Genomic DNA, 18,841 nt, shown 5'->3' on the forward strand with positions numbered 1-18,841 from the left:
GCTCCTCGTGCCGAAGTCTCGACTCCGCAAGAAGTCCGATTACACCCCGCCGACGACGGCCACGGTGAAGATCAGCTCGGGCCGAAGCTGGGTAGCCCCACTGATGCTGGCACTGTTCCTGGTCGGTCTGGTCTGGATCGTCACCTATTACGTGACGAGCGGCAGCTGGCCGGTGGAGAGCTGGGCCAACTGGAACATCCTGGTGGGCTTCGGCTTCATCGCGGCAGGATTCGGCGTCTCCACGCAGTGGAAGTGACGCCGGGGCTGCTGCCCTGAGCGTTCTCCCCGCCGCCCCGGGACTCGTTCCGCGGGGCGGCGCTGTGGTGTGTCCGGATACCGCTCGACGGTTATCCCTCTTATCGCGCTTATCCACATGGTTATCCACACTGGGGAAAAGTCTCCCCGGCCTGTGGATAACTCGCGTCGGGCGCCCCGTCCGCACTCCCGCACGCCCTCCCCCGAATGCCGAATCCGCACAGCAGGACACGCGTAGAACAACAGTCCACAGAGCTGCGGTCGCACAGGCTGTGCACAACCCCCCACCCGCTGTGGACAAACGTCCGGGAGGGTCACCCGCCGTAGCGGGCCGTTCCGATCAGGACCATCGACACGATCAGGCCGGCCACCCCCGCCACCGTCAGCGCCTGGACGGCCGCCCGGCGTTCCCGCGGCGCGTACATCAGCCCGATCGCGGTCAGCGTGCCGGCGACCAGCCCGCCGATGTGCGCCCGCCAGTCGATGCCGGCCACCGAGAAGGTGACGATCAGGTTGAAGACCAGCAGCGCGATCACCGGTCCCAGTGGGGCCTTGGTCTGCTTGTACATCACCACGGTCGCGCCGAGCAGCCCGAAGACGGCGCCGGAGGCCCCCAGCGAGTTCATGAAGCCGCCGGCCACCAGGAAGGCGAAGGCGCTGCCCGCCAGGCCCGACAGCAGGTAGACCGCCAGGAAGCGGAGCCGGCCGAGCGCCGCCTCCAACGAGGGGCCGATCACCCAGAGCATCACCATGTTGGTGGCGATGTGCCACGGCGCGACGTGCAGGAAGGTCGCGGTCAACAGCCGGTACCACTGGTCCGGGCCGGCCGCGACGCCGTACGGGAAGCCGGTGATCTGCGGGCCGACGCTGAACAGCGAGAGGTCCTCGGACAGCCACGGCGTGAGCACGTAGGCGGCCAGCAGGAACACCGCGAGGTTGATCCCGATCAGGACCTTGGTGACCAGCGCGCCGTCCGCGCTCAGCTGCCCGCCGAACCGCGTGGTCGCCTGCCGCACCTGCCGGCTGTCCCCGGCGACGCACTCCGGACAGTGGAAGCCCACCGAGGCGTTCACCATGCACCGGGGGCAGATCGGCCGGTCGCACCGGGAGCAGCCGATGCCGGTCTCCTGGTCCGGGTGCCGGTAGCAGCGACGCGGTCCGGACCCCCCGTCCGGCCGCGGCTCCTTGTCCGTGGGCGGCCTGGACTCGTCCGGGAGCATCAGCGGTAACCCCTTCTCCTACGTCGGCTGCGCGGCCCCGCCGGCACCCGCCGTACGGGTGGCACCGGGATCGCCAGCGTACTGCGGCGGGTCGGCGCCGAGCGATCTCCACCGGCCGGATCCGGTCCCCGCGCACCGGGCCGGGCGGACCGTCCCGTCCCCGGGACCGCGCCCCGCGTACGGCCCACTCCGGAATGCTGTCGGACAAATCAGGATGCATGATCAGCATTCAGGTGGATATGTGCATAAAGGACGCCACCAGGAGGAGAGACTCGTGACCCGTTTGGACTCAGCTCGTGAGACGGCCGGCAAGACCCGGGACACTCTCGCGCCCTACGCCGCCACCGCCAAGGAGACCGCGGCGCACCTCGCGGACGGCGCGAAGCAGCGGCTGGGCCCCGCTGTGGACGCCATCGGGCCGAAGGCCTCCCAGGCGGCCCAGAACGCCCGCGTCCAGTACGTCAAGCACATCGCCCCGCAGCTCGAACACGCCTTCGCCAGCCTGCCCCCCGAAGCCCAGAAGAGCACCCTCAAGGCCCTGCACCGGGCCCAGGAGGCCGCCCTGGCGGCCCGGCTCTCCACCATCCGCGCCGCCGACCAGGCCCGGTCCACCGTGGTCCCCAGGGTCACCCACGTGGTCGAGGAGGCCCGCGCCGGCGTCACCCCCGTCGCCCAGGAGGCCCAGGCCCGCGGCGCCGCCGCGCTGACCGCGCTGCAGGGTCACGTCACCTCGGCCGAGATCAGCGCGCTCGCCGCGCGGAACATCAAGAAGGAGCGGCGCAACGGCTGGGCCACCGGCCTCGCCGTGGCGGGCGCCGTCGCGATCGGCAGCGGCATCCTGGTCTGGCAGTGGTGGCGCCACCAGAGCAACCCCGAGTGGCTGGTCGAGCCGCCGAACGGGGAGCGCGACCCGGCCGACCCCGACCCCGCCATCGCCTCGCCCCAGGGCCCCGGCGGCTCCCACGCCACGGGCGACGGACCGGCGGGCGGCAGCACCGCGCCGGGCACCACCACGAGCCCGCTGAACGGCTCCACGGCCGGGACCGACGCCCCGGCGCAGTCCGGCGGCACCGCCCCCGAGCCGGGCCCGCGGCCGGCCGGCGGGCCGGCCCACGAGGACGACCACCCCAAACCGCACGACCCGCGCAAGCCGCACTGACCGGCCGCACCCGCGCGGAACGCCGATCGGCCGCTGACCCGGGTTCAGGTCAGCGGCCGATCGGCTGTTCGTCCGTGTTGTTGCGCTGTGGAGCTTAGGAGACTCGAACTCCTGACATCTGCCTTGCAAAGGCAGCGCTCTACCAACTGAGCTAAAGCCCCTCGACGGCACCGCGTGTACCGCCGGGCACTAGCGTACCGGGTCCCGGCGCGAATCCCACGCCCTGTCCCGACACTCGTGCCCGGCCGGTGCCCGAAGGCCGGCCGACCCGGTCACCCGACCGGGCCGGCCGGCCCGGGAGGCGCCGTGCGGCGCCTCCGAAGATCGTCGATCGTCAGATCGTCCGGGGCCTCAGCGACCGGCCGGGACCGGGTCGGTGGCCTCGGTCCACAGGTCCTGCTCGGCGCGGTCCGCCTGGACCTGACGGTAGACAAAGAAGCCGCCGAGGGCGACCAGGGCGACCAGGAGAAGCTTCTTCACCGCGGGACCTCGTCCTTCTTGCGTATCGGACTCAACAGCCGTGCCCCGACCGGATTGGCCGGGCCGACGAGTCCATGAGTTGTTACGAGCACGAACGGGCTGCCGGGTGCCAGACTGCCCTTGCGGCCGATGATACACACCGGTGTCCCAATCGTGACCAGCCACCGCTGCCGCCAACCAAGGCGTCCGGCGGCAGGATTGACGCCGTACCTTCTGTCGTACGGTCGGGCCGCTCCGGACCGGCCCGGGGACCGCCCCCGGCACGCCCCGGCGCGGTCACCCGCGGGGCGGCGGGACCACCACGGCGGTACCGGAGGCCAGGTCCACCCTGGTCCGCGGCGGGGCGCCCTCGCCCTCCTCGTCCCGCAGCATCAGGGTGCTGCGCCGCTCGTCCAGCTCGTTCTGCTTGCCCGCCGCGAACTGCGCGTGCAGCTGCTCGAAGCCGGTCGCCGAGACCTGCCCCTCACGACCCGTCCCCCGCCAGGGGATCCAGCGCGACCTGCGCGCCCGCAGCGCCAGCTGGTCGACGAAGGCCAGCGCGACCAGCGCGCAGACCAATCCAGGGATGCTCATTGCCCAGAACAGCGCCATACCACCACCATCTCTCCACTGGCCCTCCCCGGACAACCCCCGGAACGGGCCCGTGGTTCCCCGACGGCCGCGGGAACGCCGAAGGGCCCGGAGCGAGATCGCTCCGGGCCCTTCGCGGTGGTGGGCCTAACAGGACTTGAACCTGTGGCCTCTTCCTTATCAGGGAAGCGCTCTAACCGTCTGAGCTATAGGCCCTTGCCGCACTGAAAGATTAGCGGACCGACCGCCGATCTCCCAAATCCTGATCGGCGGGGGCCGCGGCGGCAGTCCGCTGGTGGGAGGCGGTGGGGCGGCGGAGCAGCCACTCCTCCCGGGTCGCCGGAAGGTGGGCGGCGCCCCCGGGGCCGGTCCGGACCGCGAGCACCTGGTTGATCCCGATCCGGTTCTCCTCGAAGGCGAGCGCGGAGGCCGCCATGTACAGCCGCCAGACCCGGGCCCGGCCGCGGCCGACCAGCCGGACCGCCTCCGTCCAGTGCGCCTCCAGGTTGGCCACCCACTCGCGCAGCGTCAGCGCGTAGTGCTCGCGCAGCGACTCGACGTCACGGACCTCGAAACCGGCCTCCTCCAGCCGGGCCACGGTGGAGCCGACCGGGGAGAGCTCGCCGTCCGGGAAGACGTAGCGGTCGATGAACGGGCTGAGCCGGTACTGCTCCCCCGGGTGGTCGGGGCGGCGGGCGATCTGGTGGTTGAGCAGCCGGCCGCCGGGCTCCAGCAGGCCGTACAGCGCTTCGGCGTAGACCCGGTACTGCTCGGAGCCGACGTGCTCGGCCATGCCGACGCTGGAGATCGCGTCGAACGGGCCGTCCGGGATCTCCCGGTAGTCCTGCAGACGGATCTCGACCCGGTCGGCCAGGCCGGCCTCCTCGATCCGCCGGCGGGCGAGCGCGACCTGCTCCGCCGAGATGGAGACGCCGACCGCCGTCACGCCGTAGTGCCGCGCCGCGTGCAGCACCAGCGAGCCCCAGCCGCAGCCGACGTCCAGCAGGCGCATCCCGGGGCGCAGGCCGAGCTTGCGGCAGATCAGGTCGAGCTTGGCCTCCTGGGCCGCCTCCAGGCTCTTCGCGGCGGGCTCCCAGTAGGCGCACGAGTACACCATCGACGAGCCCAGCACGAGCCCGTAGAAGTCGTTGCCGACGTCGTAGTGGTGGCTGATGGCCGCGCGGTCCCGGCTGCGGCTGTGCAGCCGCCCGCGGACCCTCCCGGCCTCCTCCGGCGGCGGGGTGGGCTGCGGCCCGAGCGCGCCGGCCCGCAGCAGGGCCCCCAGCGCCCGGCGGCCCCGGGGGCCGACCACCTCGGCCGGGCCCAGCGCCAGCCCGCGGACCTCGGGGCGCTCGGCGAGGTCCGCGACCACCGTCAGCACCTCGTAGAGGTCGGTGCCGGGGGCGAGCTCCAAGTCCCCCGAGACGTAGGCGCGGGCCAGCCCGAGCTCCCCCGGCTGCCAGAGCAGCCGGCGCAGCGCCCGCCGGTTGCGCAGCACCACCGTGGGCGCCCCCGGCGGCCCGGCGGCGCTGCCGTCCCACAACTGCACCCGCAGCGGTACCGGGACCCCCAGCAGCCCTTCCAGGGCCTCGACAAGTTGCCTTGCGAGCTGAGCCATCGCGCGCCTCCGTCCAGCCGAACCTGCACACCCGTACCTGCCCGGCCGGTCGGACCGGGGGCGGCCAGCGGCGATCGGAAACTCGGCACGAGCGCGTCCAGCTAATCCCACCGCGACGGACGCCCGACCGGGCGGCACGCCGCGGGGACCGGCTGTCACCCGAAACGCCGACGGGCCCCGGAGGCTGCAACAGCGTCCGGGGCCCGCACATTCCGTCTGCGGACGAAGATATGACCGGAAGTCAGACTCCGGCCGGCGCGACCGGGATCAGTCCTCCTCGGCCAGGGTCAGCTCGATGCCGCCGGTGAAGCCGGCCGCCGCGTTGTAGATGAACGCCGAGAGCGTGGAGAGCGCGGTCAGCAGCACCACGTCCACCACCGCGATCAGCGAGGTGAAGGTCATCACCTTGCCGAACCCGATGTAGTCCATCAGGTTGATGCCGCTGTTGGCGGCCTCGCCGGCGGTGACCTCCTTGAGGGTCTTGCCCAGCGAGTCGAAGACCCCGAGCGAGTCCAGCGTCATCCACAGCACCGCCGCCGCGACGATGATGATGATCCCGACCGCCAGCGACAGCAGGAAGCTGACCTTCATCACCGACCACGGGTCGGCCTTGGTGATGCGCAGCCGGGCCTTGCGGGTCCGGCCGAGGCCGGAACCCCCGGCGGCCGGCGCGGGGCCGGGCCGGCGCGGGACCCCGCCCGGGACGGGCGTGCCGCCGGGCGGGGTGTTGCCGCCCGTCCGGGTGCCCCGGGGCGGCGTCGGCTGCCCCTTGGTGTACGTCGTCGGCTGCGAGAACCCGTTCGCGCCCGACGCCGGGGCACCCGGCGGCGGGGGAGTCGGCTGGCCCCCGTAGGTCCCTCCGCCGCCCTGGCCCGCCGCACCGACCGGTGGCATCAGCGAGGTGGACGCGGAGGGGTGCTCGGCCGGCGGCTGCGGCACCCCGTAGCCCCCGCCGCCCTGTGCTGCGCCCGGACGGCCGCCGGTGGCTCCTCCCGCAGCACCCGTGGCTCCACTCACTGGTCCTCCCGCACTTCCCACCAGGGCGGCGGCGCCGCCCTGCGTCGTCACTCGTCATCCAGCACCCGGCGGGATTGCCCGGAACCGGTCGGCGGTCGGTGCCGCCGCGCCCGTGAACGGACGCGACGGCACCGACCCGCGCGGTACGGATCAGGCCTGGGCTTCCTCGCCGCCCGCCGTCTCCGTACCCTCGGCCGCCTCGGTGGACTCGGCGTCGGCCGCCTCGTCCTCCAGCAAATCGTCCTCGGCCTCCGCGTTGCGGGCCATGCCCACCACCGCGTCGCGCTTTCCGAGGTTGATCAGTTGGACGCCCATGGTGTCACGTCCGGTTTCACGAACCTCGGAAACCCTCGTGCGGATCACCCCACCCGAGAGGGTGATCGCCATGATCTCGTCGGTGTCGTCCACCACCAGGGCGCCGACCAGCGAACCCCGGCCCTCGACGATCTTCGCCGCCTTGGTGCCGAAACCGCCGCGCCCCTGGATACGGTACTCGTCCACCCCGGTGCGCTTGGCGTAGCCGCCGTCGGTGGCGGTGAAGACGTACGTCCCCGGCCGGACCACGTTCATCGACAGCAGTTCGTCGTCCTCGCGGAACGACATGCCCTTGACGCCGGAGGTGGCGCGGCCGGTGGGCCGCAGCGCGTCGTCGGTCGCGGTGAACCGGATCGACTGGGCCTTGCGGGAGACCAGCAGCAGGTCGTCCTCGGCCGAGACCAGCTCGGCGCCGATCAGCTCGTCGTCCCGGCCCTCCTCGTCCTGTCGCAGGTTGATCGCGATCAGGCCGCCGGAGCGCGGGGAGTCGTAGTCCTTGAGCGCGGACTTCTTGACCAGGCCGGCCCGGGTGGCGAGGACCAGGTACGGCTTGTCCTCGTAGGTGCGCACCGCCATCACCTGGGTGATGTGCTCCTCCGGCTGGAAGGCCAGCAGGTTGGCCACGTGCTGGCCGCGGGCGTCCCGGCCGGCGTCCGGGAGCTCGTAGCCCTTGGCCCGGTAGACCCGGCCCTTGTTGGTGAAGAACAGGATCCAGTTGTGGGTCGTCGTCACGAAGAAGTGGTCGACGATGTCGTCCTGCTTCAGCTGGGCACCGCGCACGCCCTTGCCGCCGCGCTTCTGCGAGCGGTACAGGTCGGAGCGGGTCCGCTTGACGTAGCCGCCACGGGTGATCGTGACGACGATGTCCTCCTCGGCGATGAGGTCCTCGATGGAGAGGTCGCCGTCGGAGGGGATGAGGGTGGACCGCCGCTCGTCGCCGTACTTCTCGACGATCGCGGTGAGCTCCTCGGAGATGATCTCCCGCTGCCGGCCCGGCGAGGCCAGGATGACGTTGTACTCGTCGATCTTGCGCTGCAGCTCGTCGTGCTCGTCCATGATCCGCTGGCGCTCCAGGGCGGCCAGCCGGCGCAGCTGCATCTCCAGGATCGCGTTGGCCTGGAGCTCGTCGATGGAGAGCAGCTCCATCAGCCCGCTGCGGGCGGCGTCGGCGCTGGCCGAGGCCCGGATCAGCGCGATGACCTCGTCGATCACGTCCAGCGCGCGGAGCAGGGCGCGCAGGATGTGCGCGCGCTCCTCGGCCTTGCGCAGCCGGAAGGTGGTCCGGCGGACGATGACCTCGACCTGGTGGTTGACCCAGTGCCGGATGAAGGCGTCCAGCGAGAGCGTGCGCGGCACACCGTCGACCAGGGCCAGCATGTTGGCGCCGAAGTTGGTCTGCAGGTCGGTGTGCTTGTAGAGGTTGTTCAGCACGACCTTGGCCACGGCGTCGCGCTTGAGCACGATCACCAGGCGCTGGCCGGTGCGCGAGGAGGACTCGTCGCGGACGTCGGCGATGCCGGCGACCTTGCCGTCCTTGACCAGGTCGGCGATCTTCAGCGCGAGGTTGTCCGGGTTGACCTGGTACGGCAGCTCGGTGATCACCAGGCACTGGCGGCCCTGGATCTCCTCGACCTCGACCACCGCGCGCATGGTGATCGAGCCGCGCCCGGTGCGGTACGCGTCCTCGATCCCGCGGCGGCCGACGATCAGCGCGCCGGTCGGGAAGTCCGGGGCCTTGATCCGCTCGATCAGGGCCTCCAGCAGCTCCTCGTTGGAGGCGTCCGGGTGCTCCAGCGCCCAGAGCGCGCCGGAGGCGACCTCGCGGAGGTTGTGCGGCGGGATGTTGGTGGCCATGCCGACCGCGATGCCGGTCGCACCGTTGACCAGCAGGTTGGGGATGCGCGCGGGCAGGACGGTGGGCTCCTGCGAGCGGCCGTCGTAGTTGGCGGCGAAGTCGACGGTGTCCTCGTCGATGTCGCGCATCATCTCCATGGCCAGCGGCATCAGCTTGCACTCGGTGTAGCGCATGGCCGCGGCCGGGTCGTTGCCCGGCGAGCCGAAGTTGCCGTTGCCGTCCACCAGCGGCATCCGCAGCGACCACGGCTGGGCCAGGCGGACCACGGTGTCGTAGATCGAGGTGTCACCGTGCGGGTGGTAGTTGCCCATGACGTCGCCGACGACGCGGGCGCACTTGTAGTAGCCCTTCTCGGGCCGGTACCCGCCGTCGTACATCGCGTAGAGCACGCGGCGGTGCACCGGCTTGAGGCCGTCGCGGACCTCGGGCAGCGCGCGGCTGACGATCACGCTCATCGCGTAGTCGAGGTACGAACGCTGCATCTCGGTCTCGAGCTCGATCGGCTCGACCCGGGACACGAACGTGTCGGTGGCGGTACTGGCGTCCGGCTGCTCGCCGTCGGGACGGTTGTCGTCGACCACTGGTGGTCAGTTTCCTTTCACGCGTGACTGGACTGTGCTGGCAGGGGTGGGCCCCGTCACACGTCCAGGAAGCGGACGTCCTTGGCGTTGCGCTGGATGAAGGAGCGGCGGGCCTCGACGTCCTCGCCCATCAGGACGGAGAAGAGGTCGTCGGCGCGGGCCGCGTCCTCCAGGGTGATCTGCTGCAGCAGGCGGTGGGCCTGGTCCATGGTGGTCACCCGCAGTTCCTCGGCGTTCATCTCCCCGAGGCCCTTGAAGCGCTGGATCGCGTCGTCCTTGGGCAGCCGGCGCCCGGCCGCGACGCCCGCCGCGATGGTGGCGTCGCGCTCGCGGTCGGAGTAGACGTAGTCGAAGTCGTCCTTGCCCCACTTGATCTTGTACAGCGGCGGCATCGCCAGGTAGACGTAACCGGACTCGACCAGCGGCCGCATGAAGCGGAACAGCAGGGTGAGCAGCAGGGTGCGGATGTGCTGCCCGTCGACGTCGGCGTCCGCCATCAGGACGATCTTGTGATAGCGGAGCTTGGACTCGTCGTAGTCCTCCTGGATGCCGCAGCCGAAGGCCGAGATCAGCGCCTGGACCTCGGTGTTCTGCAGCACCTTGTCGATCCGGGCCTTCTCGACGTTCAGGATCTTGCCGCGGATCGGGAGGATCGCCTGGATGCGCGGGTCCCGGCCCTGCTTGGCGGAGCCGCCGGCGGAGTCACCCTCGACGATGAAGATCTCGCACTCGGAGGGGTCCTTGGACTGGCAGTCGCTCAGCTTGCCGGGCAGCGAGGCGGACTCCAGCAGGCCCTTGCGGCGCGTCAGGTCCCGGGCCTTCCGGGCGGCCACGCGCGCGGTGGCGGCCTGGATGGACTTGCGGATGATGTCCGAGGCCTCGTTCGGGTTGCGGTCCAGCCAGTCGTTCAGCTGCTCGTGGACGACCCGCTGGACGAAGGTCTTCGCCTCGGTGTTGCCCAGCTTGTCCTTGGTCTGGCCCTCGAACTGCGGCTCACCGAGCTTGACCGAGATGATCGCGGTCAGACCCTCGCGGATGTCCTCGCCGGAGAGGTTGTCGTCCTTCTCCCGGAGCAGCTTCTTGTCCCGCGCGTACCGGTTGACCAGGCCGGTCAGCGCGGCGCGGAAACCCTCCTCGTGGGTGCCGCCGCCATGCGTGTGGATGGTGTTGGCGAAGGAGTAGACACCCTCGGTGTACGAGGAGTTCCACTGCATCGCGACCTCCACCGAGATCGTCTTCTCCTTGTCCTCGGACTCGAAGTCGATCACCGAGGGGTGGATCACCTCACCCTTGCGGGAGTTGAGGTGCGCGACGAAGTCGGCGATGCCGCCGTCGTACCGGTACGTGACGGAGAGCGGATTGCCCTCCTCGTCGGCGTGCTCCGGGCGCTCGTCGGTCAGCGAGATGGTCAGGCCCTTGTTCAGGAACGCCATCTCCTGGAAGCGCCGGGAGAGCGTCTCGAAGGAGTAGACCGTGGTCTCGAAGATGTCCGGGTCGGCCCAGAACGTGACGGTGGTACCGGTGTGGTCGGTGGCCTCGCCCTTGACCAGCGCGGCGGTCGGCGCGCCCATCTTGTATTCCTGGGTCCAGCGGTGGCCGTCCCGGTGGATCTCCACCGCGAGGCGGGTGGAGAGGGCGTTCACCACGGAGACACCGACGCCGTGCAGACCGCCGGAGACGGCGTAGCCGCCGCCGCCGAACTTGCCGCCCGCGTGCAGCACGGTGAGCACGACCTCGACGGCCGGCTTCTCCTGCCCGGGGACGATGTCCACCGGGATGCCTCGGCCGTTGTCGACGACGCGGACCGCGCCGTCGGCGAGGAGCGTGACGTCGATGGTGTCGGCGTACCCGGCCATCGCCTCGTCGACGGAGTTGTCCACGACCTCCTGCACCAGGTGATGCAGGCCACGCTCACCGGTCGAGCCGATGTACATGCCGGGGCGCTTGCGGACGGCGTCGAGGCCTTCCAGCACCTGGATGTTGCTTCCGGTGTAGGTGCTCTCGGCCGCCTGCTCGGTCTGGTCTGGGGTCTGGCTGGGGTTGCCGGAATCGGCCACGAAGCGCCCTCTCTGGCACAGCACGGGCCGCATCCCCGCCCCGTGTGGGCGGGCGTGCGACCACGGCGTTTCGACTCGGTTGCCACTAGCAACAGTGTTTGGCTCTCAGTCTACCGGTAGGACTGACAGAGATGGGCTTTTGGCAGCCCCTGAGGGCAGATACGCCGCCCTGAATCCCCTCTGCACATGTCCCGATACTCGCCCCGGGGGCCCAGAGCGCCTGGAAGGGCCGTCAGGGGTTCCGGAAGATTCCGGTCCGCTCGATCCCGGGCGGCCGCGGTCACCCCCAGGTGTCGCCCGGCCCCTTGCTGCCCGGCGCGCGTAGCCGGCCGTAGCCGCGGACCGGCGCGGCCGGACCCAGCACCTTGATCGTCTTGACCGTTCCGCGCCCCAGCTCGTGGTTCAGACGGGCCACCAACTGCCTTGCGAGCCAGCGCAGTTGGGTCGCCCAGGCGGTCGAGTCGCACTGTACGGTGAGCACCGCGGCCGCCTCGTCGTAGGAGGTGGGCTCACAGTGCGCCGCGATGTCCGGCCCGACGATCTGCGCCCAACGGCCCATCACCCCGCCGACCGCCGCCGAGGACTCCCAGCCGCGCTCGGTCAGCAGCCGGTTCAACGCCGCCCCCAGCGGCACCGGGTCGCGGCCGTCCGAGCGGGCCCCGCTGCGCAGGCCGTGCCGCTTCGCCTCGCGCTTCTCCCGGACCTGGTCGCCCCGCTGGCGGGCCTGGGCGCGGGCCGCCCGCAGGGCCGAGCGCGCCAGGTCGGCGCCGGTCGGCGCCGCGTCGTCCGGCGGGGCGGCGGCGGGCTGGGCGGCGCCGGGCCGGGCTCCGCGCGGAAGGGCGCCCGGCTGAGGGGACGTCCCGGTCGGATCGCTCATGGCGATCTCCTTTCCCCAGCCTGTGGACAACGGTCGCGGCTGCGCGCCGGTGAGCCGTCCAGCGTACGGGAGCGGGCCGGACCGGCGGCACGCCGGGCACGCCGGACGGGTCGCACGGCAGGTCGGTGGGTGGAGCGGAGCGGGGAGGCGGCGGGATACGGCGGGGTGTCGCGGATCAGCGGATCAGCGGGGCGGCAGGAGGGCAGGACGGCGGGGTCAGGCGTCGACCCGGCGCACCGCGCCGTCGGCCACCGCGTACCGGGCCCCGGCCAGCGCCTTCGGCACGTCCTCCGCGACCGCCGCGGTGACCAGCACCTGCTCGCCCCCGGCGACCAGCTCGGCCAGCCGGTCCCGGCGGGTGGCGTCCAGCTCGGCGAAGACGTCGTCGAGGATCAGCACCGGTTCGCCGCCGTCGGCGCGCAGCAGTTCGTACGAGGCCAGCCGCAGCGCCAGCGCGTACGACCAGGACTCCCCGTGACTGGCGTAGCCCTTGGCCGGCAGCGGTCCGAGTCTGAGCCCCAGCTCGTCGCGGTGCGGCCCGACCAGCGTCAGGCCGCGCTCGACCTCCTGCTTGCGGGCGGCCCGCAGGGCCTCCAGCAGCTGCTCCTCGGCCTGCTCGCGGCTGGTCGGCAGCTCGCCCTCGAAGGAGCTGCGGTACTCCAGCACGGTCTCGCCGCCGCCGGGGGCGAGCTGCCCGTAGGCGGCGGTCACCAGCGGCTGCAGGGAAGCCGTCAGCTGGATCCGGAAGGCCGTCAACTCGGCTCCGGCGCGCGCCAGATGGCCGTCCCAGACTTCCAGGGTGGAGAGGTCGGCACCCTTGCCGCCGCCGGCCCGGCGGGCCATCGCGGCGGTCTTCAGCAGGGCGTTGCGCTGCTTGAGCACCCGCTCGTAGTCCTGCCGCACACCGGCCAGCCGGGGGGCGCGGGCGGTCAACAGCTCGTCCAGGAAGCGCCGGCGCTCGCCCGGGTCGCCCTTGACCAGACTGAGGTCCTCGGGGGCGAACAGCACCGTGCGCAGCAGGCCCAGGACGTCCCTCGGCCGGACGTTGTCGGAGCGGTTGATCCGGGCGCGGTTGGCCTTGCCCGGGGTGATCTCCAGTTCGACCAGCGTGGTGCGGGCCCCGGCCACCACCGAGGTGCGGATCACCGCCCGCTCGGCGCCGAGCCGGATCAGCGGGGCATCGGTGGCCACCCGGTGGCTGCCCAGCGTGGCGACGTAGCCGACGGCCTCGACCAGGTTGGTCTTGCCCTGGCCGTTGGGCCCGACGAACGCCGTCACGCCCGGGTCGAGCGGTACCTCGACCTGGGCGTAGGAACGGAAGTCGGCGAGCGACAGATGCGCGACGTGCATGGCTGTGGACTGCGCTCGCCTTCTGTGACGGTGGCCTTCCCGGGGCTGCCCCGGGAAGGCCGGTCGTTCCCGGGGGTTACTTCGACTCGACCGCGTGGCCGCCGAACTGGTTGCGCAGCGCCGCGATCATCTTCATCTGCGGCGAGTCGTCCTGGCGGGAGGCGAACCGGGCGAAGAGGGAGGCGGTGATCGCCGGCAGCGGCACGGCGTGGTCGATGGCGGCCTCGACGGTCCAGCGGCCCTCACCGGAGTCGGCGGCCCAGCCCTTGAGCTTGGCCAGGTGCTCGTCGTCGTCCAGGGCGCGGACGGCGAGGTCCAGCAGCCAGGAACGGATGACCGTGCCCTCCTGCCAGCTGCGGAAGACCTCGCGCACGTCGGTGACCTCCGGGGCCGCCTCCAGCAGCTCCCAGCCCTCGGCGAAGGCCTGCATCATCGCGTACTCGATGCCGTTGTGGACCATCTTGGCGAAGTGGCCGGCGCCGACGGCGCCCGCGTGCACCGCGCCGAAGTCGCCCTCGGGCTTGAGCGCGTCGAAGATCGGCTGGGCCTTGGCGACGTGCTCGGCGACGCCGCCGTACATCAGCGCATAGCCGTTCTCCAGGCCCCAGACCCCGCCCGAGACACCGCAGTCCACGAAGCCGATGCCCTTGGCGGCCAGCGACTCGGCGTGCTTGATGTCGTCCGTCCAGCGGGAGTTCCCGCCGTCCACCACCACGTCGCCCGGGGAGAGCAGCTCGGCGAGCTCGTCCACGGTCGCCTGGGTGGCGGCCCCGGCCGGGACCATGACCCAGACCACGCGCGGGCCCTGGAGCTTGGTGACGAGCTCCTGGAGGCTCTCGACGTCGGAGATGTCCGGGTTGCGGTCGTAGCCGATGACGGTGTGGCCGGCGCGGCGGATCCGCTCGCGCATGTTGCCGCCCATCTTGCCGAGACCGATGAGGCCGAGCTCCATGACCAAGTCCTTACCTGTGGTGACGTGCCTGCCTGCGGCGCCGTTGCCGCGCTGCCTTGAGCCTACGCGCTGAAGCGCGAGGGCCTCCCCGTGGTCGGGCCGACCGGGGGAGGCCTTCCACAGGCTGTGCGCACAGCCTGTGGGTAACGCGCGCGACATCGGCGGGGCGGCCGGAGCCGCCCCGGGCACCGGTCAGCCGGAGAGGCGGACCGGCATGATCAGGTACTGGTAGGCCTCGTCGGCCTCGGTGTCCACCGAGGCCTTGCCGCTGAGCAGCGCCGGCTTGGTCGGCGTGGTGAAGCTCAGCTGGGCGTAGGCGGAGTCGATGGCCTTGAGGCCCTCCTCCAGGTAGCCCGGGTTGAAGGCGATCGAGATGTCGTCGCCCTCCAGGTCCGCGTCGATCCGCTCGGTGGCCTGGGCGTCGTCGCCCGAACCGGCCTCCAGCGTCAGCACGCCCTGCTCGAAGTTGAGCCGCACCGGGGTGTTGCGCTCCGCGACCAGCGAGACGCGCTTGAGCGCCTCCAGGAAGGGCTGGGTCTGGATCGCGGCGACGGCGCTGAACTCCGTCGGGAAGAGGCTGCGGAACTTGGGGAACTCGCCCTCCAGCAGCCGGGTGGTGGTCCGGCGGCCGGCGCCCTCGAAGCCGATCAGGCCCTCGCCGGCGCCGCCCGAGGAGAGCGCGATCGAGACGGTGTCGCCGCTGCCCAGGGACTTGGCGATGTCCTGCAGGGTCTTCGCGGGCACCAGGGCGACCGCGGAGATGTCCGGCTGCTCGGGCTTCCAGAGCAGCTCACGGACGGCGAAGCGGTAGCGGTCGGTGGCGGCCAGGGTGATCCGGTCGCCCTCGATCTCGACCCGCACACCGGTGAGCACCGGCAGGGTGTCGTCCCGGCCGGCGGCCACCGCGGCCTGGCTGACCGCCGAGGCGAACACGTCACCGGAGACGGTGCCGGTGGCGGTCGGCATCTGGGGCAGCGCCGGGTACTCGTCCACCGGCAGGGTGGGGAGGGTGAACCGGGAGCTACCGCAGACCACGCTGACCCGCTGGCCGTCGGTGGAGATCTCCACCGGCCTGTTGGGAAGGTTGCGCGAGATGTCGTTGAGCAGCCGGCCGGACACCAGCACGGTGCCGGCCTCCTCGATGTCGGCCTCCAGCTCGACCCGGGCCGAGACCTCGTAGTCGAAGCCGGACAGCGCCAGGCTGCCCTCCTGTGCCGTCAGCAGCAGGCCGGCCAGCACCGGCACCGGCGGCCGTGCCGGGAGGCTGCGGGCAGCCCAGGCCACCGCCTCCGCGAGGACGTCACGCTCCACCCGGAACTTCACCGGTAACCGCCTCCTGGATCGAGCGCTCCCGCTCGCAAAGTCTGGTTCTACTGATCTTGGTCGTCGGTGCGGCCGACCGCCGAGCTCTGCCACTCCGCGCCCAGTCGCCAGAGGACAGTCTGACGTACTCCACCGACAGACGGGGCAGACGGGCGGAAGCAAGCCGAACAGATGTCGGGGAGCGGTTGTCCACAGATTTCGGCCCCACCTGCTTTCAAGCGGTTCGATGGGTCTATAGGTGTAGTGGTAGTAGTAGGGCCTGTGGAAACCGTGGATAACCCTGTTTGCGCAGGTCAGGCCCGGTTTTTTGTCCACAGGAGGTGTGGACGGCGGCTGTGGACGAACGGGGCCCGCTGTGGACAGCGGAGCGTTACCCACAGGGCACATTGGGTATCCACAGGTTATCCCCAGCGCTGTCCCCAGATCCGGGCCCGGTTATCCACGGGCGCCGGTCAACATTTCGTGACGCCTTTCACACCAGGGCATGAACGCGGGCCCACGGTTGTCGAACTGTGGACGCCACTGTGGACAACCTGGGGATAACCACCGCTTCCCTGGGGACAACCGGTGGACAACCCGAATGGCCCCCTGATGGCCCGCCAGTTGTCCACACCCTGTGGATAACTGTTGTGCACAAGTCCACAGGCACCTGACCTGCGCGGAAGAGCGTAGCGGCGCGCGGCCTGTGGAGGAATTCTGGATAACTCGCAGGCTCCGGGCCTGTGGACGGTGGAGAACCGGCCCCGCCTGTGGACAACGGCCCTGCGCGCCCGGGGTGTTCGAACCATCGGTCGGATGTTCGGCGCGGGCGGCGGGCGGGCTGAGCGTCCGTCGGGGCATTCCTGCCCAGCCGACCGGCGGTACACACCTGTGGATATGCCGAAAGGGCGTCAGGATCGCTCCTGACGCCCTCGCAGGGGGTGTGTGGCGGCCCTCGGGCCGGCCGGCTAGCTCTTGATGCGGTTGGTCAGTTCGGTGACCTGGTTGTAGATCGAGCGCCGCTCGGCCATCAGCGACCGGATCTTGCGGTCGGCGTGCATCACCGTGGTGTGGTCGCGCCCGCCGAACTGTGCGCCGATCTTCGGCAGCGAGAGGTCGGTCAGCTCCCGGCAGAGGTACATGGCGATCTGGCGCGCCGTCACCAGCACCCGGCTGCGGGAGGAGCCGCAGAGGTCGTCCACACCCAGCCCGAAGTAGGCCGCGGTCTGCTGCATGATGACCTGCGCGGTGATCTCGGGGCCGGCGTCCTCGTCCCCGCCGGGGATCAGGTCCTTGAGGACGATGCCGGCCAACTCCAGGTCCACCGGCGCCCGGTTGAGGTTCGCGAAGGCGGTGACCCGGATCAGGGCGCCCTCCAACTCCCGGATGTTGCGGGTGATCCGGGACGCGATGAACTCCAACACGTCGGCCGGAGCGTTCAGTTGCTCCTGGATCGCCTTCTTGCGCAGGATCGCGATCCTGGTCTCCAGCTCCGGCGGGGTGACATCGGTGATCAGCCCCCACTCGAAGCGGTTGCGCAGCCGGTCCTCCAGCGTGATCAGCTGCTTGGGCGGCCGGTCGGACGAGAGGACGATCTGCTTGTTCGCGTTGTGCAGGGTGTTGAAGGTGTGGAAGAACTCCTCCTGCGTGGACTCCTTGCTCGCCAGGAACTGCACATCGTCCACGAGCAGGATGTCCATGTCCCGGTACCGCTTGCGGAACGCGTCCGCCTTGCCGTCCCGGATCGAGTTGATGAACTCGTTGGTGAACTCCTCCGAGGACACGTAGCGCACCCGGGTCCCCGGGAAGAGGCTGCGCGAGTAGTGCCCGATGGCGTGCAGCAGGTGGGTCTTGCCCAGCCCGGACTCGCCGTAGATGAAGAGCGGGTTGTACGCCTTGGCCGGCGCCTCGGCGACGGCCACCGCCGCCGCGTGCGCGAAACGGTTGCTCGCGCCGATGACGAAGGTGTCGAAGAGGTACTTGGGGTTCAGCCGGGCCGCGGGCTCGTCCTTGCGGGAGCCGCCGGCCGGGGGAGCGCCGGGCGGGGCCGGCACGCCGGGGACGGCCTGGCGGTCGGTGGCGCGCTCGGGGCCGGGCTTCTCCGCGGGTCGGCCGGGGGCCGGGCGGCCGCCGGGGCCGCGCCGGCCGGCCGCGGTCCGCGGGTGCTCGCCGGGACCGGGGCCGTAGGCGCCGCCGAAGAGGTCGCCCTGGGTGGTCGCCGAGGGGCCGGGCAGCTGCCGGGGAGCCGGGCGCTGGGCGGGCGGCTCCTGCTCGGGGTAGCCGGCGCCGTGGCCGTGGTCGGGGTAGCCCTGGTGGCTCTCCCAGGACGGGTTCTGCGGCGGCGCGCCGTAGCCGCCCGGCCGGCCCGTGCCGTACGGCGGGGCCGGGTGCTCCTGGTAGCCGCCGCCCTCGTACTGGTCGTGCTCGTACTCGGACTCGTAGGGGCGCTCGTAGCCCTGGTGCCCGTAGTCGCCGGCCTCGCCGCGCTGGTACGGCTCGGCGGCCGGCGAATCGTCCTGGGCCGGCCCGAGGGCGGTGGGGACGGCGTTGGCGTCGACCATCACCGCGATCCGCACCGGGCGGCTGAGTTCGCGACTGAGGGCCTCGGTCAGCTGGGGCAGCAACCGCCCCTCCAGCACCTGCTTGGCCCGCTCGTTGGGGGTCGCCAGCAGGGCGGTGTCGTGCATCATCCACATCGGCTGGGTGCGCTGCACCCACTGCTTGTCCATCTCCCCGACGTCCGGGTCGCTGACCAGCCGCTCGACGACCCTCGCCCAGACCGGGACGAGGTCGCTGTTGACATCAGCCACTGGTGCACGCTTTCTCGGTTCCCCGCGGCTCCAGCAGGGGTGGTGGATCAAGAGACTGTGGATCTGTGTCCGTTGACGAAGAACAAAACCAGACAAGTCCTGCAACGGTAGTCAGCGAACAGAGCCGGATCAAGTCGTTGTCCACAGGCTGTGGGCGACGGAGGCCCCCGACCCGGTCCGGACCGTCCGGCGCGGACGGCTGGTTTGACCCTCGTGCCCCGTCCCGCGTACCGTAACCAGGTCGAGTTGTCGATGGCCGCTGCCGCATGTCCGCGGGTCCACCCGCTCCATAAGGCGCGCAGCACGGGCGCCGTGGATTGCCCTGAACCCCAGCCGAACTGGGAGGACGGGTCGGATTTCCGTATCAGGGGAGATCACGCGGACGCACGGTGACGGCCAAGCGACCACCCGTCATCCTACGAT

14 protein-coding genes and 2 tRNA genes are annotated in these 18,841 nt (G+C 71.3%); 2 read left to right on the forward strand and 14 right to left on the reverse strand.

The window, feature by feature from the left end; all coding sequences use genetic code 11:
- The first annotated feature begins 7 nt into the window (after positions 1-7).
- On the forward strand, positions 8-256 hold the full coding sequence (gene crgA / locus ACIQTO_RS00460; protein WP_360632516.1) for a cell division protein CrgA: 249 nt from the start codon (positions 8-10) through the stop codon (positions 254-256).
- A 313-nt stretch (positions 257-569) separates the two neighbouring features.
- Here the strand turns inward: crgA and ACIQTO_RS00465 are convergent, their stop codons facing one another.
- The gene (locus ACIQTO_RS00465) at positions 570-1,475 is read right to left on the reverse strand and encodes a rhomboid family intramembrane serine protease (RefSeq protein ID WP_402380904.1); all 906 of its coding nucleotides are present in this window, start codon (positions 1,473-1,475) and stop codon (positions 570-572) included.
- 274 nt (positions 1,476-1,749) lie between these two features.
- Between ACIQTO_RS00465 and ACIQTO_RS00470 the strand changes: the two genes are divergently transcribed.
- Entirely contained in the window at positions 1,750-2,634 is an 885-nt protein-coding gene (locus tag ACIQTO_RS00470; RefSeq protein ID WP_402380907.1) for a DUF5324 family protein, read from the forward strand.
- Between the two features lie 88 nt (positions 2,635-2,722).
- On the opposite strand, the gene ACIQTO_RS00475 is transcribed toward ACIQTO_RS00470, so the two are convergent.
- The 13 genes from ACIQTO_RS00475 to dnaA all read right to left on the reverse strand — a co-directional run bounded on the left by ACIQTO_RS00475 (position 2,723) and on the right by dnaA (position 18,418).
- Positions 2,723-2,795, reverse strand: a tRNA-Ala gene (locus ACIQTO_RS00475).
- Between the two features lie 190 nt (positions 2,796-2,985).
- Positions 2,986-3,114, reverse strand: a complete 129-nt coding sequence (locus tag ACIQTO_RS00480; RefSeq protein ID WP_014137031.1) for a DLW-39 family protein — start codon at positions 3,112-3,114, stop codon at positions 2,986-2,988.
- A 276-nt stretch (positions 3,115-3,390) separates the two neighbouring features.
- The gene (locus ACIQTO_RS00485) at positions 3,391-3,687 is read right to left on the reverse strand and encodes a DUF6191 domain-containing protein (protein ID WP_402380910.1); all 297 of its coding nucleotides are present in this window, start codon (positions 3,685-3,687) and stop codon (positions 3,391-3,393) included.
- 136 nt (positions 3,688-3,823) lie between these two features.
- A tRNA-Ile gene (locus ACIQTO_RS00490) sits at positions 3,824-3,900 on the reverse strand.
- Positions 3,901-3,916: 16 nt separating this feature from the next.
- Positions 3,917-5,302, reverse strand: coding sequence for a class I SAM-dependent methyltransferase (locus ACIQTO_RS00495; RefSeq protein ID WP_402380913.1), 1,386 nt, complete (start codon positions 5,300-5,302; stop codon positions 3,917-3,919).
- Positions 5,303-5,569: 267 nt separating this feature from the next.
- On the reverse strand, positions 5,570-6,319 hold the full coding sequence (locus ACIQTO_RS00500; RefSeq protein WP_402380915.1) for a DUF3566 domain-containing protein: 750 nt from the start codon (positions 6,317-6,319) through the stop codon (positions 5,570-5,572).
- A 150-nt stretch (positions 6,320-6,469) separates the two neighbouring features.
- On the reverse strand, positions 6,470-9,070 hold the full coding sequence (gyrA, locus tag ACIQTO_RS00505; protein WP_402380918.1) for a DNA gyrase subunit A: 2,601 nt from the start codon (positions 9,068-9,070) through the stop codon (positions 6,470-6,472).
- Between the two features lie 56 nt (positions 9,071-9,126).
- The gene (gene gyrB, locus ACIQTO_RS00510; protein ID WP_402380921.1) at positions 9,127-11,151 is read right to left on the reverse strand and encodes a DNA topoisomerase (ATP-hydrolyzing) subunit B; all 2,025 of its coding nucleotides are present in this window, start codon (positions 11,149-11,151) and stop codon (positions 9,127-9,129) included.
- A gap of 256 nt (positions 11,152-11,407) precedes the next feature.
- Positions 11,408-12,004 (reverse strand): DUF721 domain-containing protein, encoded by a 597-nt coding sequence (locus ACIQTO_RS00515; protein WP_402380924.1) that lies wholly within the window; start codon positions 12,002-12,004, stop codon positions 11,408-11,410.
- A gap of 216 nt (positions 12,005-12,220) precedes the next feature.
- The gene (gene recF, locus ACIQTO_RS00520; RefSeq protein ID WP_402380926.1) at positions 12,221-13,354 is read right to left on the reverse strand and encodes a DNA replication/repair protein RecF; all 1,134 of its coding nucleotides are present in this window, start codon (positions 13,352-13,354) and stop codon (positions 12,221-12,223) included.
- Between the two features lie 76 nt (positions 13,355-13,430).
- On the reverse strand, positions 13,431-14,306 hold the full coding sequence (gene gnd / locus ACIQTO_RS00525; RefSeq protein WP_402380929.1) for a phosphogluconate dehydrogenase (NAD(+)-dependent, decarboxylating): 876 nt from the start codon (positions 14,304-14,306) through the stop codon (positions 13,431-13,433).
- A 192-nt stretch (positions 14,307-14,498) separates the two neighbouring features.
- Entirely contained in the window at positions 14,499-15,629 is a 1,131-nt protein-coding gene (gene dnaN / locus ACIQTO_RS00530; protein ID WP_380575563.1) for a DNA polymerase III subunit beta, read from the reverse strand.
- 947 nt (positions 15,630-16,576) lie between these two features.
- Complete coding sequence (gene dnaA, locus ACIQTO_RS00535; protein WP_402380932.1) at positions 16,577-18,418, reverse strand: chromosomal replication initiator protein DnaA; 1,842 nt, start codon at positions 18,416-18,418, stop codon at positions 16,577-16,579.
- Between the last annotated feature and the right edge of the window lie 423 nt (positions 18,419-18,841).

Source organism: Kitasatospora sp. NPDC091207 (assembly GCF_044768625.1).
In the GTDB taxonomy this organism is placed as follows: Bacteria; Actinomycetota; Actinomycetes; order Streptomycetales; family Streptomycetaceae; genus Kitasatospora.